The 14,638-nt window shown below is 40.9% G+C and carries 16 protein-coding genes and 2 pseudogenes; all 18 read right to left on the bottom strand.

Translation table 11 applies throughout. From position 1 onward, the window contains the following. Positions 1–12: 12 nt before the first annotated feature. On the bottom strand, positions 13–873 hold the full coding sequence (locus tag CVD28_RS13485) for a M15 family metallopeptidase (RefSeq protein WP_101592894.1): 861 nt from the start codon (positions 871–873) through the stop codon (positions 13–15). 28 nt (positions 874–901) lie between these two features. Further along, entirely contained in the window at positions 902–1,603 is a 702-nt protein-coding gene (gene deoD, locus CVD28_RS13480; protein WP_101592893.1) for a purine-nucleoside phosphorylase, read from the bottom strand. Between the two features lie 329 nt (positions 1,604–1,932). Continuing rightward, positions 1,933–2,703 carry a sporulation protein gene (locus CVD28_RS13475; protein ID WP_101592892.1) on the bottom strand — a complete coding sequence of 257 codons (771 nt, stop codon included), beginning with the start codon at positions 2,701–2,703 and terminating at the stop codon, positions 1,933–1,935. Positions 2,704–2,925: 222 nt separating this feature from the next. After that, the gene (locus CVD28_RS13470; protein WP_101592891.1) at positions 2,926–3,096 is read right to left on the bottom strand and encodes a YozD family protein; all 171 of its coding nucleotides are present in this window, start codon (positions 3,094–3,096) and stop codon (positions 2,926–2,928) included. 143 nt (positions 3,097–3,239) lie between these two features. Then, complete coding sequence (locus CVD28_RS13465; protein ID WP_101592890.1) at positions 3,240–3,941, bottom strand: hypothetical protein; 702 nt, start codon at positions 3,939–3,941, stop codon at positions 3,240–3,242. A 138-nt stretch (positions 3,942–4,079) separates the two neighbouring features. Continuing rightward, the gene (locus CVD28_RS27540) at positions 4,080–4,286 is read right to left on the bottom strand and encodes a hypothetical protein (RefSeq protein ID WP_142384777.1); all 207 of its coding nucleotides are present in this window, start codon (positions 4,284–4,286) and stop codon (positions 4,080–4,082) included. 123 nt (positions 4,287–4,409) lie between these two features. After that, the gene (locus tag CVD28_RS13460; RefSeq protein ID WP_257985865.1) at positions 4,410–4,631 is read right to left on the bottom strand and encodes a YozE family protein; all 222 of its coding nucleotides are present in this window, start codon (positions 4,629–4,631) and stop codon (positions 4,410–4,412) included. Between the two features lie 452 nt (positions 4,632–5,083). Next, on the bottom strand, positions 5,084–5,284 hold the full coding sequence (locus CVD28_RS13455) for a hypothetical protein (RefSeq protein ID WP_257985864.1): 201 nt from the start codon (positions 5,282–5,284) through the stop codon (positions 5,084–5,086). Between the two features lie 107 nt (positions 5,285–5,391). Beyond that, positions 5,392–5,564, bottom strand: a pseudogene (locus tag CVD28_RS13450) (YokU family protein); the annotation flags it as partial. A 130-nt stretch (positions 5,565–5,694) separates the two neighbouring features. Then, positions 5,695–6,271: pseudogene (locus CVD28_RS13445) on the bottom strand (transposase); the annotation flags it as partial. A gap of 202 nt (positions 6,272–6,473) precedes the next feature. After that, a complete protein-coding gene (locus CVD28_RS13440; RefSeq protein ID WP_101592886.1) occupies positions 6,474–7,274 on the bottom strand; it encodes an IclR family transcriptional regulator in 801 nt (266 codons plus the stop codon). A gap of 146 nt (positions 7,275–7,420) precedes the next feature. After that, the gene (locus tag CVD28_RS13435) at positions 7,421–8,125 is read right to left on the bottom strand and encodes an ABC transporter ATP-binding protein (protein ID WP_101592885.1); all 705 of its coding nucleotides are present in this window, start codon (positions 8,123–8,125) and stop codon (positions 7,421–7,423) included. Beyond that, positions 8,118–8,873, bottom strand: a complete 756-nt coding sequence (locus tag CVD28_RS13430; RefSeq protein ID WP_101592884.1) for an ABC transporter ATP-binding protein — start codon at positions 8,871–8,873, stop codon at positions 8,118–8,120. The genes CVD28_RS13435 and CVD28_RS13430 overlap by 8 nt, the downstream gene beginning before the upstream one ends. Further along, positions 8,870–9,856 carry a branched-chain amino acid ABC transporter permease gene (locus CVD28_RS13425; RefSeq protein ID WP_101592883.1) on the bottom strand — a complete coding sequence of 329 codons (987 nt, stop codon included), beginning with the start codon at positions 9,854–9,856 and terminating at the stop codon, positions 8,870–8,872. Before CVD28_RS13425 ends, CVD28_RS13430 begins: the two co-directional genes overlap by 4 nt. Then, positions 9,856–10,722: a branched-chain amino acid ABC transporter permease gene (locus tag CVD28_RS13420; protein ID WP_101592882.1), complete on the bottom strand. Its 867-nt coding sequence runs from the start codon at positions 10,720–10,722 to the stop codon at positions 9,856–9,858. The genes CVD28_RS13425 and CVD28_RS13420 overlap by 1 nt, the downstream gene beginning before the upstream one ends. Before the next feature lie 72 nt (positions 10,723–10,794). Beyond that, positions 10,795–12,009, bottom strand: a complete 1,215-nt coding sequence (locus CVD28_RS13415) for an ABC transporter substrate-binding protein (protein ID WP_101592881.1) — start codon at positions 12,007–12,009, stop codon at positions 10,795–10,797. Positions 12,010–12,036: 27 nt separating this feature from the next. After that, a complete protein-coding gene (locus CVD28_RS13410; protein WP_101592880.1) occupies positions 12,037–13,140 on the bottom strand; it encodes an NAD(P)-dependent alcohol dehydrogenase in 1,104 nt (367 codons plus the stop codon). Positions 13,141–13,142: 2 nt separating this feature from the next. After that, positions 13,143–14,597: an aldehyde dehydrogenase family protein gene (locus tag CVD28_RS13405; protein WP_101592879.1), complete on the bottom strand. Its 1,455-nt coding sequence runs from the start codon at positions 14,595–14,597 to the stop codon at positions 13,143–13,145. Positions 14,598–14,638: the final 41 nt, after the last annotated feature.

The following is a 14,638-nucleotide window of genomic DNA, read 5'->3' as shown; positions in this document are numbered from 1 at the left end:
GAGCACCTTTTTTTATAATTTCTGTACAATTTTAAAGTACTCTTCCAGAGTCAAATCCCTTTCGTAAATGACGCCAGCCGATTCAATACCGACATACCGAAAATGCCATGGCTCAAATTTATAACCAGTTATCGATTCCTTTCCTTTTGGGTAGCGAAGGATAAAGCCGTATTTGTGGGCATTTTCCTTTAACCATTTTCCCTCAGTAGTCATCTCGAATTCCTGGGTTAACTGCAGCTTGTTGCTCTGGCTTGAAATATCCATTGCAAGGCCAGTCTGGTGTTCACTTTGTCCTGGAGTTGCGACCGCTTCTACAGCCATTTCCTGGCCCTTCTTCTCGATCTCTGCCCGGAAAACAGAATTCTGGCGTTCATAAGAACGATAGCCCGAGACGGCAAAAATTTCAATGCCAGCTTGTCCAGCTTCAAGGAACAGTTCTTCAAGCGCATCTGCTGCCTCTTTCCGCATCAAGGCTTTTTCTTCCTGCTGGCTGTCGAACGAAAAGGGAATGGACGGACGGACTAGATCTTCGGGAATGTACCCCTCCGGTAAAGTAAATTCTTTATTTACGAGAGCCATGATGTTATCCGGGTTTTGAATTAGCCTTTTTCCGTCTGCCTCAACAACAGCATTAAACTTGTCGGAGGGCAAAGAAAATTCCATATTCACCGAAGCAGGGCGGTTTTCATCTTTCACTGAAGTATTTTCACGGTCGTCCATGGCTTCCCCATCCTCTGCTGCACTTGAACGCTTATCACTTTCCTCTGCCTCTGCAGGAGGACCTTCTTCGTTGTGCAGTTTCAAATGGAACGGCTGACAGCCTGCCAATACTACCGACATTGACAAGACGAAGCTAATCGCCTTTTTTTTCATGATGATTTCTCTCCTTGTAATCTGCTCATTATTGAATGGAAGCGTCAAGTGCAACTTCAATCATTTCATTGAAAGTTGTCTGTCTTTCGTCTGCGGTCGTTTCTTCACCTGTAAGAATATGATCGCTTACCGTCAAAACAGAAAGGGCTTTCCGGTCAAATTTAGCAGCAAGGGTATAAAGGGCCGCGGTTTCCATTTCGACCGCAAGAATTTGATATCTCGCCCATTTTTCCAATTCACTATTTTCGTTATAAAAAGAATCTGCCGTAAAAACGTTGCCTACTTTAAGCTGAAGCCCTTTGGCAGTTCCTGCATCATATGCCTTCTTCAGCAAATCGAAATCAGCAGTAGGAGCATAATCCACTCCGCCGAATGTAAGGCGGTTGAACTGAGAATCAGTCGACGCGCTCATAGCCAAAATAACATCCCTCACTCTTACATCCTTTTGAATTGCCCCGCATGTTCCTACGCGAATTAGGTTTTGGACATTATAGCTTTGCATCAATTCATGAATATAAATAGAAATGGATGGAACTCCCATGCCGGTTCCCTGAACCGAAATTTGCTTTCCTTTATATGTTCCCGTATATCCAAACATATTTCGGACCTCATTATAAAGCTTTGCATTCTCTAAAAAGGTTTCAGCAATATATTTAGCTCGGAGCGGATCTCCAGGCAATAATACCGTTTCCGCTATTTCATTTTCCTTTGCACCAATATGTACACTCATCTTCTTTTCCTCCTTAACAGTATACCTATCATACTATATCATACCCGCCTGCCGGATGAAAAACTACTAATACCACCGTTCAAAGAAGAAAGATTAAAGAAATTAAATGTAAGAAGGCTGAACTCACCTGGGGGGCGCGGTAACTTCAGTTCGGCCACAAAGATTGATTAGCCATTATTGTATACGAACTTAAGGCTGGCGACTTTTTTAAAGTACTTTTGCTCTGGGCGTGCTTAACATAGAAGGCCTAAGCAAAACCCCCAAAAAAATTCACGAATAAGAAAGAGGGCCCGCAGCTGCGTAGCCCTCTAAAAGTTAATTTACATTTTTTAAGCATGAGCTCTTATAATGGAATCAACCTTGCTCTTCATGCTGGAAATATCTGATGTACTAAAAACAGCCCTTATCTTTGTTTCATCCATTTCCAGTGCTTCTGCAAACAAGCCTGCCAGCCCTTTTGCTTTTCGGTCCACTTCCATTAACACTTGAACTTCATTCTCTGAATCACGGAAAAAAACAAGCTCCAGTTCATCAAGTCTTCCGCGATACGGTCCGCTTACCGGTACAAATTCAAACTCCTGAACAAATGGGTATCGTCTGCGCAAGCGAACAGGAGCTTCCTCACAATCGGCATTTTTCAGCTTAAAGCCAAGCTCTGTCAGGGATAGCAGTACGGAATGAAGCAGTGCATCCGGCTGGATGTGGATAAAGTCCTCATCCGTAGGATCTATGGCATTCTTAATATCCAATCCTGTCGATATCCAAATCTTTGTTTTCCCATAGGATAATGGTGTATCAAGAGGCAGACGGAATTGAAAAGGAATTTCTTTTTTCTCATTCGGAGCTACTATAAAGGATGAACTAAGGCGAAAGCTATCAAAAACGGCTGTCTGAGTAAATTTTTTATCATCGTGCTCACGGATATATGTAGTGGCAAGTTTAAGATGAATTTCCTCAATTTTCTGCTCGATGCTTCCACCCTGTACTTCCACTACCCCCTTCACATAATCACCTGGATAAAAACGATCTTTTTCCAGACGTGTGTCAACCTTCGCGTTTCCTATGCCCACACTTGCAAGCATCTTATTAAATAATGACATAAATCTTTCTCCTCCAGAAATTACAAAATACTGATTCTATTCTATATACGGATAAGGATTTAAAAGGTTTCACTATTAAACTGCCATAATAAAACGACGGCTGTACCGTCGTTTATTTGAAGAACTCTCTTAATAAACTGGCGTATTGATAAAGGAATCTATCTCTCAAACATAAGACGAGAATTTCAGGCTAAAAAAATCTCTTTGGAGCTTGCCTGCGGGTCATTCATCCATATCCTCGTCGATGATGCACTTTTCAATCAAGTATTCAAAAGTAATATCAGCAAGTTCTTCCAGCTCATCTCTTGATGGGACATACCCCCGTTGAACAAGTTCTTGAAAGAAAAATTCAGCTATTTCTTCTGTATCAATAAAAACCTCAATTTCCCGCATATCATCGCCCCCTTTGTCTAGGTGTATGAGAACCTGGATAAGTTTATTCCTTTAATGGAAGATATTTCAACAAGAGAGATTCATTGTCCCCCAGCCTTTTTTAAAGGTGGCTGGTAATAATGAACACTCTTTGGCCGCAGCCTTTAAATGCCGGCATTTTTTTTATTCGGATAAAGCCCATCAGCAATCTTTTTAATTTTCATAACCACTAGGTTCATGACATGTTTATACTCTTCGTCTCCGAACCATTTGTAAAGAATCGAATAGTCATTATACAAATCAAGCAATCCATCAATTAACTGCTTTTTTTCCTCTTTATGATCCATCCGTTCTGCCTCTTTTTTCAGCTTCACCACAGGAAACTTGTTTATCTCTTTTGTTACTGGCTTTTGGTTAATGGGATGCAGCAGACCTAATTTTTGAATAATGCTATCTGCCCTCTCGGCATCTGCAATCAGCGTCATTTCTTCTTCATGTGCTTCCAGCCATTCACCATCAGTAATTCTCGAAAGTTCATAAATGACATCTTCCCAGGCATTTTCCTTATATCGCCAAATTTCCGTTCGGAAACCGACAACTTTAAAGTAATCACTGCCATATCCATCTACCTTAACCAAATCACCAAAGAAAAATTTATATTCAATGTCAACATGCTCCTTAACCTCACCCTCGAACTCCGAAATATGCTGAAGGGTGTTTTCCATATATAAACCATCACTGAAATTAACTTCATATACATACGATTCGTTAATGAATTTCACATCGGTAATCTTGCCTACCGTTCCATACATTGTGATAACGACTGTGTCATCTTTTTTAAATTTTGGCTTTTTCTTTTTCCCCATTTTAACATCCCCTCGGGCACTGTTCATGAAGTGTAAGTATGATAGTATATGCAGAATGAACGATGCTCGCCATTCCAACTTCCAGCCCTTGTGCTGTTGAATGTCTTTTGGATAGCCTTTGAGTATATAAATGTTTTTTTATTGATTAGCTCTTTTAAAACGTGACTGCTGATTTCCGCTCAAGTCGCGGTCCGGGAGCCCCCTTTCACGTTTACGTCTGCCGGGTCTCCCTTTACCCGCTTCTCCCGGGTACACATTCATTGAAAAAAACGCACGAAGGAAATGCGCAGCATTTTCACGGAGTATCGCCCATTCCGCTCCAATCAGCATAGTACTAAAAATCAACAGTGATCTTTAACAAAAACCAGCAGACGATAAAAATGAACCTATAGGAATACGAAAAACGCCTGGATAATAAAGCTATCCCGGCGCTTTAATATTCCTCCTATGATTTTTGCTTATCATAAATCAGGCTTGTTCATGCTGCAGGTAGAGGTCCCACGCCTGATCAAAGGTAGACATATTGTTGATATAGTGTCCGTTCATCTCTAAATAGCTGCTGATTTCATGATAATCAGTCGATTGCTTTGGAAAAGCATGATCAGTATACGCTTCATTCGCAAACCTGGCGATTTCAGCTTTATCACCTGGCTGTCGGTATCTCATTAAAAAGTGATAGAACGATTTCACTTTCAAGGCCTCCTGTTCTTTCTTTATACGATCCGGCATCGGAGGCAGACCTTAACAGCGACTGCTTCCAAAAACCAGTTCCCTCCGTATATAGTAATAAGTGTGCAATGTTTTGGTTATTAATATAACGGAAGATATACAATTCGTCTACCTGGAAACAAAGCGATTATGGAAGCACTGGAAAAGGGGCATCCCTCTTTTTAAAGGATACCCCTTTTTAAAATATATACAGAACTTCGGCTAAAGCCCGCCAGCAGCTTTTGTCTGCTGGAAATAATTGAAGGATGCACCTGCGGTGTTCACTCCGGCAGAATCCTATACCGAGAAATAAAGCAGTACTTAGTAATGGTGCGTCTTTAGGAAAAATGGCTGGCCACAGGTCGAGGGCTGTAACGGTTAGGCTGCAATCCTACCATCTTAGCTGTCCTTCCTCTTGCCTTAGGCGTGCAATATTATTGCCAGCGTCCGTCTTTTGACATTTCCATTAAAGCCCAAATGATATTGAACATAAGTATTGCAATTGTCAGCGGTACGGCAAAAAGCCAGTTTCTCCCATATTTTTCTTTGATAACTCCAACAAAATAACCGCATAAAAATAATACAAACATCGCGGCAACCATCATAATGACCAGTGCAAAATACAACCTGCTCACCCCTTCATCCCTTTACATTGCCTGTTTATATTTTATAAAAGGAACAGGAGGAGAACATGAATTATATTGAACTTTTTGTGAATAAATAAAATTATTTATTGAGATTACTAGGAAGAAAAGTCGAAATAATTTCTTTTTAGCAATTTAGGCAGCAACATTAATTCTTCATAGGGAATAGCTTTACCGATTTTCTTTGAATCTATTAAAAATAGCTGATCCTCAATTTCTTTTGTTATTTTTCATCGGTCTGATAGACCATTTCACATCCTGAACAAATTAAAAGCATGGAGCTCCTTGGCACATCAGCGAAACTCCGTTCAATTGTATGCCCACGCATCTTGTAAAGGGTTTTTCCTTTAGGTTTTCGCTTGTTTTGTCTGGCATGTTCCTTATGTCCTTCCCCGATATACCTTTCGTGGTTTCAACTCTTTTTTCCATGGGCGATCTATCCTCATTGACTTCCTTCTCCAATTGATACAGGTATGCTTTCGCCTTGGGTCTCGCCACTTTTAACTTCCGGACAAATTTATTCTTATTGGCACTCGCTTTGATATGTGTGGAATCAGTCATGAGGATTCGGCCACCCACTATATTATGATTTTGTGCCTGCCGAACAATTTCATCAAAAATGTCCTCAAAAATACTAGTATGAAGGAAACGGGTGCGACGGCTTAAGCTCATTGTGGAGTGATGAGGTACTGAACCGGAAAGAGATATGCCAAGAAACCAGCGGTAGGCGAGATTCATGTCTAACTGCTGTTCTGAACGAATGCCATAAAAGTAGCCAATAAACATCATTTTAAATAAGGAAATGGGATGTATGGAAGGCCGACCATTATCCTCATAATAAGAGGGCTTTAATTTCTCTTCAATAAATGAAAAATCTATGGTGCTTTCTACATGTCGCAAGAAATGATCTTGTGGAACAAACTCTTCTATGGAAATCATGACTTGGTCTCCACTGTTTTTTTTCTGGATTCCCATCATTTTAACCGCCTGCTTACTATCCCATTTACCCAGTTTCAAACAAAATGAACGCGAAAAAGACTGTTAAAAATACTTTTTCAACAGCCTGATAAAGGAGCCCGCAAATGCGGGCTCCTTTAGTAGCATATACTTGCTATAACTCTTATTTAAGAGCCGCCTTTGTCAACTGGCTATAAATCAAAACATAGTGAAGAAATAACCCTCAGGCTAGTGTCTTATTCAAATTATCAAATTCTATTTTTCCTTTAAACCCTAGCTGTTTCGAGATTATATTACATTTTTCCTGCAGCAGTTTAGCGGACCTGGAGTCAGGAGAAATGTCATGCTGACCATACAAGCCCACTACAGTTAGGGCTCCTGCCAATTTCATATCAGGGAAAAAAATCGGGCTGCTAATGGCTGCTGTACCGGATACCAAGCTGCTTTCTGTTGTTGAAAGCCCAATGCTGCGAATCCGCTCAATGTTCTGGTCATATTCAGCTACGCTTATCTTACCGGGCGACACAACCTCCAGTTCGTAAAGCCTGTTGGTCATTTCTTCGGGTAAAAAGGCACGGAAAACCTTTCCGGTAGCTGTGAAGATTGGAATATATGAACCTGTATCAATGCCAACATTGATAATTTTATTAGATTTTTCATAGCGAAGGAAAAAAGGCCCCCGGTCTCGCCAAATGCTTAGTGCAACAGTTTCATTTAACTCATTTCTTATTTCCGCCAGATGAGGTTCAGCCTGCTTTGCAACGTCTAATGAATCAAAGGCAGCACTGCCCAAAGATATTAACTCGGTTCCCAAATACCATTTAGGATTTTCACTATCGTCACGCAAAAGCACGCCTAATTGAATAAAAGAATTTAGGTAGCGATAAATTTGACTCTTATGCAGATTGGTTGCTTGTGATATTTCACTTAGGGTCAGGGGCATTTTTTTCTCTGCGAAAATACGCAAAATTGAAAAGCCCACTTCGATTGATTGTATGCGCTTATTCTTGTCATTATCTTCCATGGATTTGGATTCCTCCAGACAGTTGATCCAATTCTTACTATTAAGTAGATGATATTGCTACAGTTTTCTCAAGTCAAACAATTTATGCCAATTATAAGCATTATACAAAACATTTTTACGGCTCTGCCTAGTTTCTTCCTATTATATTAAACACCTAAATACTTGCTTTGAATGTCTTCCGCTGCCCTAAGTTCATCAGGCGTTCCTTTCCAGACAATGGTTCCTTTATTCATGATTAAAATTTCGTCAGCTGCATGAAAGGCAAGTGAGAGATTTTGTTCCACCATAAGGATTGATAAACCTGTTTTTTTTAATTCATTAATGATATCTCCCACCTGATCAATAATAACAGGAGCGAGTCCTTCAGACGGTTCATCCATAAGCAATAATTGGGGATTGGTCATCAGTGCCCTTCCAATGGCCAACATCTGCTGCTGTCCTCCTGATAGCTGGGTACCCATATTCTTTTCTCTTTCTTTCAATACAGGGAATAAATCATAAACTTTTTCCAAACCCCAGTCTTTTTTTCCTGTTTTTAAATTTTCCCTGGCAGCCATTGTTAAGTTTTCCCGAATAGTCAGTGAAGGAAATATCCGCCGGCCCTGGGGAACTAAACCAAGGCCAAGCCGTGATATTTTATGGGATGGAAGAGAAGCTGTTTCATGTTCCAAGAACACTATACTTCCTTTAGTTGACTTAACCAAACCGGATATTGTGTGGATCGTAGTTGTCTTGCCTGCACCATTCCGTCCCAAAAGGGCGACACATTTCCCAGTGGGTACTTTAAATGAAACTCCCTGCAAAATATGGCTCGTGCCATAATGTGAGTGTACATCTTTAAGTTCAAGCATGGGCCTTTGCGCCACCTCCGAAATAAATTTCCTTAACAAGCTGGTTATTTCTAATCTGATCAGGACTGCCGCTTAAAATTACTTCCCCATGGTGAAGCATCGTAAGCCTGTCAGCAATCGAAAAAACTACTTCCATATCATGCTCAATGACAAGAATGGCAACTGAGCGTGGCAGTCTTTGAATCATTTTAGCAGTCTGCATCGTTTCTACCGGAGACATTCCTGACGTCGGCTCGTCAAAAAGAAGGATTTTCGGTTTGGAAGCCAGCGCGAGCAAAACTTCCAAAAGCCTCTGTTCCCCATAGGAAAGTTCGTTCACAGCCACATTCCTTCTGTGCGAGATTTCCCATTCTTCGAGAAGTTCTCTTGTTTCCTTTGAAATATCCTGATAATTTGTGAGAGATTTTAATATCTGATACCGATAGGGCTTGCGTGCAGCAATTGCCAGCTTGATATTATCTTCTACCGTCAAATTTCCAAACAAGTTATTCTTTTGAAAAGTTCTTGATAGCCCTAAATGGACAAGCTTATGGGAAGGAATTTTGCTGATTTCCACGTCATCTAGATGGACTGCTCCGGAATTAAGAGGGAGAACACCAGTAATGCAATTAAACAGGGTCGTCTTCCCGGCACCATTAGGACCAATAATCACATGGCGTTCGCCTGGTTTGACTTCCAGCGAAACATTTGATAGTACTTGCAGATCCTTAAACGATTTACTGATATTGTCCACTTTCAATAAACTCATTTAGCTACCTCCTTTTTTAAAGGTTGAGTTGCAGCTTCGAGTTCCGGCTTTTCACGTTTTTTCAGATGCTTTCCTGCTAAGCCAAACCAATGAATGACTCCCCCTTTACCAATAAGGACAAGAGCAACCAATAGAATACCCATAATTAAAGGCCATCTCTCAGTATATGTACTGATAAAATTCTGAAGTACGATAAAAACTCCAGCTCCAATAAATGGTCCAAGCAATGTACCTACCCCTCCAATTATTACCATCAGCATAACCTGTCCTGATAATGTCCAATGGGTTAGATCTGGGCTTACAAAAAGATTAAAATAAGCATAAAGCGAACCGCCAAATCCGGCGATGGCTCCTGAAAAACAATAAGCTATAAGCTTATAAATTCGGACATTATAGCCAAGTGCTTTCATACGGGACTCATTTTCCATAATACCTTTAGTAATTTTCCCGGCAGGTGAGTTCACAAACGCCCTTAAAAGAAGGTATACAAGTATAAAGGCTATAGCCATCGTATAATAGAGGCCTAACGGGCTATATATCTCTCCGAAACCGAAGTCGAGGTAAGCAGAAACTTTTATTCCATCTGCTCCTCCAGTCCAATGTTCCATTTTCCAGGCCAATGCAAACAATAGTTGCCCGAAAGCCAGTGTAATCATGAGGAATGAGAAATTCGAAGTACGGATGAAAACCGCTCCACTTATTAAAGCCACTACTGCTGTAATAAGAATGGATAGAAGGATCAAGGCATACACACTCGGGATCTTCTCTCCCAGCAACGCAACTGTATAGGCACCTATTCCAAAAAAAGCTGCATGACCAAACGAAACCATTCCCGCATAGCCCATAATCATGCCTAAGCTCACTGCGAATATTGACATAATTAAAATTTCAGTAGCCAAGCTTACACCATAGTCAGAAAGAAGAAATGGCGCCATTCCAATTCCTACAATCAAAGCAACGATAGACAAAAGATTCTTGGACACTATGCCACCTCTTTTCCAAGCAACCCTTGAGGACGGATAATTAATACTACAACCATAAGCAAGAATACAATCAACATGGAAAGTGAAGGAAACCAAACCTTACCCATTGTCTCAATCAGGCCGATTACAATTGCCCCTATAAAGGATCCTTTCCATGAACCGAGACCCCCAATTACAAGCACTATCAAGGAGGTAACCAGTATTTCCGAGTCAACTCCAGTGTAGATTCCTAACAGTGGTGCGCCTAGTACACCGCTTAAACCTGCCAATCCCGCACCAAACATAAAAACTCCGGTGAACACCCAGCCAATATTAATTCCTAGAGCAGAAACCAGCGCTCTATCATCAACGCCTGCACGGATAATCGCTCCAATCCTTGTCCGGCTTTCGAAATACCATAAAAGTAAAGCTAGAGCCAGACCGACAAATACTACAAAAAACCGGTAAACTGGGAAGACCATCTCACCAATTGATATGGAGGCTGATAAGAACCCCGGAACCGAAATAGATTGCATTTCAGTACCCCATATCCATTTTGAAATATCAACAATGATGAAGCTCAATCCAAAAGTAAGCAATACCTGTTCAAGCTCTTTTCCGTAAACCCAGCGGATCAATAGTTTCTCAATTACAAAACCGAGAATTACAGCAACTGCAACTGAAGCTGCTATAGCTGCCCAAAAACCCATCTGAAGATTAAGAACCGAAAAAGCTATATATGAACCTATTAAAAAGAAAGTCCCATGAGCTAAATTTACAATATTCATAACTCCTAAAATGATGGTAAGCCCAGCCGCTATCATAAAATAAAGCATTCCATAAGCTAACCCTGTCAAAATTTGCACACTAAGAATCGATAAAGACATTGTTCTCCCTCCTAGTTAACGAATATAAGAATGGGGCTTAAGCGAATGGCAAAAGCCCCAAGTAAGCTATAATTATTTTGGTGCAGATTCCGGCATTGTCACCTTTTCCACGGTTTCTAGTACTTCAGGAATAATCTTGTTATCTTTTTTAACATTTTTTACAATATAAAAGTCCTGAATTGGATTATTTGTTTTTTCATCCATCGTAATCTGTCCGCGAGGGCTATCCCATGTGATCCCTTTGAGTACAGGAATCATTTTCTCAGCGTCAGTGCCTCCAGCTTCTTTAATAGCCTTATCAATAACTATGGCTGAGTCGTATCCCTCTACAGAAAATGTGCTTGGTGTCTTATTGTATTTTTTCTGATAATCTGCAACAAACTTTTTATTCAGCTCATTTTCCAGCATAGGAGTATAAAGAACACCTGAAACGACTCCTTCTATCGCGTCCCCACTAGGCTCAATTACCAGCATATCTCCAAATTCCCAGGCACCAGTAAACTGAATTTTTCCTTTAAGGCCAAAATCACTGTACTGCTGTACAAGTCTAATTGCATCATTCCCTGATAAGAAGGAATAGACAACATCAGGTTTTTCTTTTGCGATTTCTGTCACATATGGTGCATAGTCGTTAGTACCAATTTTTGAGTAAATCTCCTTGATTACTTTTCCTCCGGAGGATTCAAAAGCCGCTTTAAATGCAGCGATTTCTTCCTTTCCAGCAGCATAATCATTAGCAACCGTCACAGCGGTCTTTCCTAAATTTTCAGCAATGTAGGAAGCCGCATTAGTTCCATTTTGCCAATTAGACAATGAGACGCGGTAAATATAGTCGCTTTTTTGCTCCCATGAAATATCATTTGCTGCCGCATTAGGTATGATCATAATGATTTTATCTTTTACGACTTCATCTCTTAGTGCATAAGCAACGGAAGATAGAATTGGAGCAACCAATACATCAATCTTTTCACTTTTTACCAGTTGGCGATATTTCCTTAAAGCAACCTGCGGATTTCCTTCATCATCCTCATACTTAACTTCTACCTTCTTGCCTCCGAGCTTATTTCCATTTTGCTCAAGATAGAGCTCAAAACCATTTTTAATGTTTTCAGCAAGTGCTGAGAATGGACCTGTTTGAGATAAAATTACACCGATTTTGACAGTATCCTTTGAGGCAGAAGCCTTGCCGCCTGTTGCTGCTCCGCCACACGCACTTAACAGGAGCATATTTAATATAAGGATCAAGATCGCTATCATTTTATATGTACTGCTTTTCCTAAAGGCCATTGCCCAATTCCCCATTTCCTATTTAAATTAACAGCCGTTTTCCATTAGAATGACTGGTTTTATAGTTTTCCCTTTTTCCATGTCATGAACTGCCTGATTTATTTCTTCAAATGGGTAATATTTTAGAAGTTTATCAAAAGGAAAGATTCCACTTTGATATAATTCGATTAATTGTGGTATAAACGTTTGAGGAACACTATTTCCCTGCAAGACTCCGATGATCGAACGTTCATATAACAGGTGGTTCATGTCAAGAGTAACCTGTGTTCCTAAAGGTGGGCCTCCAATTATTACAGCCGTACCTGACTGGGCGGTACAATCAACTGCCTGCCGAAAAACATCCGGATGTGCACTGGTGTCAATAGCATAATCCACACCGCTTCCTGTCAAATCACGAATAGCCGCTACAATATCCTGATCCCGGCTGTTAAGTGTATGGGTAGCTCCCAATTCCCGTGCCAGCACCAGGCGGTTATCATGAACATCGACTCCAATAATCCTGGAAGCGCCCGTAACTTTTGCTGCCATAATGGCACTTAATCCTACCGTTCCACAGCCGAAAACAGCAATGGTTGATCCAATACTGGGTTTTAATCGGTTAAAAATTGTTCCGCTTCCAGTTTGGATACCGCATCCAAGCGGTCCCAGCATTTCAAGCGGTAGTTCTTTGGAAACTTTAACGACGCTTCGTTCTGATGCTACAGAATAGGATGCAAAGGAAGATTGTCCAAAGAAATGGGACAAAGGCTGTTCTTCCTGATACAGACGATGGGAGCCATCTGGCATGGCTCCCAGAAAGTTTAATTGAAACGCTTTCTCGCATGCAAAGGGCTTTCCAGCTCTGCATTTTTTGCAAAAACCGCATGAGCTTTGACTAAAAACCACATGGTCTCCTGCTTGGACAGAATTAACTCCTGGCCCCACTTCTTCCACTATCCCTGCTCCCTCATGCCCAAGCACTGCTGGTAACGGAACGGGCCGATGCTGGTTTCTTGCATTAAGGTCGGTATGGCAAATCCCCGAAGCGACCATCCGGACAAGCACCTCTCCTTGTTTTGGAGATTGTATCCCTATTTCTCTAATTTCAAAATCTAATCCTTTCTCATAGGTTACCGCAGCTTTTATTTTCATTTTTACATATCACTCCTATGGATAATCGCCTGTAATTCCATTTGCTCATATAAAGCTTCTACACCATGCCCTCTTCCAATACCGCTTTGTTTAAAACCCCCAAAAGGCATGTTTACAGCGGAGGCACCAACACGGTGGATATTGACAAAAACACTTCCTGACTGAAGCTTGCGACCGAGCTGAAACCCTCTATTCACATCTCTTGTCCAGATAGAATTACCTAAACCAAACTCGGTATCATTAGCCATTTCGATTGCTTCCTCTTCGGTCTCAAATGGCATAATAGGAATAATAGGTCCAAATTGTTCATCCTGCACAATTGGATGTTTTTGTTCAACGCCGGTAATAATGGTAGGCAGAATAAAATACCCTTCTGATGCAATTGTACCTTCGACAAGTTCACCTGCCGCTGTAACAGTTGCTCCACTTGCTTCTGCCTGGCTGATTAACTGTTTTACCATACTATATTGTGCTTTATTATTAACCGGGCCAATTGTTGAGCGCTCATCAAGGCCATTCCCTACTTTAATCCGGCTGGCAGCTTCTATGAAACGATCTACAAAATCCGTGTATTTTTCACGCTGTACATAAATTCTTTTTACTCCATAACAAATTTGGCCGCTGCCAATAAAAACACCTTTTATCAGCTCATCTATCAATCTTTCATTTATTTCTGCATCTCTTAGAATAATGGCTGCATCATTACCGCCTAGCTCCATGCTGACATTTTTAATAGTTGCAGCTGAACTTCTGATGATTCCTGCCCCAACTTCCGTACTGCCTGTAAAACTGATTTTTCGAACCTTTGGATGCCTCACCATCGCTTCTCCCACAGTTGAACCTGATCCCAGCACAATATTTAGCACACCTTTAGGGAGTATCTTTGCAGCAGCGGTGAGTATTCTTGTCAGGGCAATAGGACTGTATGTAGATGGCTTGATGACCACTGTATTTCCTGCCATCAATGCCGGACCAAGCATAAGACAGGTTAGATAAACAGGTGAGTTCCAGGGAACGATAATGGAAACAACACCCATTGGCTGTCTTGCCAGGACCATCTTTCCTTGATGATTTTCAATAATTTCCTCTTTTTTGACTTCCTCAGTAAGTGAGCTGTAATAGCGGAGAACATTCGCTCCACCCAAAATATCACCCTTTACCTCAGAAAGGACTCTTCCATTTTCCCGGACTAGGATTTCCGCTAGTGAAGCATTGTACTCTTCGATACTGTCAGCAATTTTTTTTAGAAGTTCTCCACGTTCCTTAGGGGCAGTTATAGACCAACTATTCCAGGCAGCCTCTGCAGCTTCAACCGCCAGGTCTACATCCTCTTCCGTACCTAACGACATTTCTCCAACAATCTCGTTTAAAGAGGCTGGATTATAAATTTTGACCGCTTCTTTGGAAACGATTTCAATATGATTAATAAAAAGTTTTTCAATATCCGTTTTAATCATAGGTACCTCCGGGGATTTTTTGATTTGAACTTATAAAAACG

This window comes from Bacillus sp. M6-12, from assembly GCF_002860285.1.
GTDB lineage: Bacteria > Bacillota > Bacilli > Bacillales > DSM-1321 > Peribacillus.
This window is presented reverse-complemented; position numbering and strand designations above follow the sequence as displayed.

What these genes read in the sequence shown, in the direction of transcription:
- CVD28_RS13485 (WP_101592894.1), bottom strand. Translation starts at nt 873, where the DNA reads ATGAAAAAAAAGGCGATTAGCTTCGTCTTGTCAATGTCGGTAGTATTG.
- deoD (WP_101592893.1), bottom strand. Translation starts at nt 1,603, where the DNA reads ATGAGTGTACATATTGGTGCAAAGGAAAATGAAATAGCGGAAACGGTA.
- CVD28_RS13475 (WP_101592892.1), bottom strand. Translation starts at nt 2,703, where the DNA reads ATGTCATTATTTAATAAGATGCTTGCAAGTGTGGGCATAGGAAACGCG.
- CVD28_RS13470 (WP_101592891.1), bottom strand. Translation starts at nt 3,096, where the DNA reads ATGCGGGAAATTGAGGTTTTTATTGATACAGAAGAAATAGCTGAATTT.
- CVD28_RS13465 (WP_101592890.1), bottom strand. Translation starts at nt 3,941, where the DNA reads ATGGGGAAAAAGAAAAAGCCAAAATTTAAAAAAGATGACACAGTCGTT.
- CVD28_RS13440 (WP_101592886.1), bottom strand. Translation starts at nt 7,274, where the DNA reads ATGGAAGATAATGACAAGAATAAGCGCATACAATCAATCGAAGTGGGC.
- CVD28_RS13435 (WP_101592885.1), bottom strand. Translation starts at nt 8,125, where the DNA reads ATGCTTGAACTTAAAGATGTACACTCACATTATGGCACGAGCCATATT.
- CVD28_RS13430 (WP_101592884.1), bottom strand. Translation starts at nt 8,873, where the DNA reads ATGAGTTTATTGAAAGTGGACAATATCAGTAAATCGTTTAAGGATCTG.
- CVD28_RS13420 (WP_101592882.1), bottom strand. Translation starts at nt 10,722, where the DNA reads ATGTCTTTATCGATTCTTAGTGTGCAAATTTTGACAGGGTTAGCTTAT.
- CVD28_RS13415 (WP_101592881.1), bottom strand. Translation starts at nt 12,009, where the DNA reads ATGGCCTTTAGGAAAAGCAGTACATATAAAATGATAGCGATCTTGATC.
- CVD28_RS13410 (WP_101592880.1), bottom strand. Translation starts at nt 13,140, where the DNA reads ATGAAAATAAAAGCTGCGGTAACCTATGAGAAAGGATTAGATTTTGAA.
- CVD28_RS13405 (WP_101592879.1), bottom strand. Translation starts at nt 14,597, where the DNA reads ATGATTAAAACGGATATTGAAAAACTTTTTATTAATCATATTGAAATC.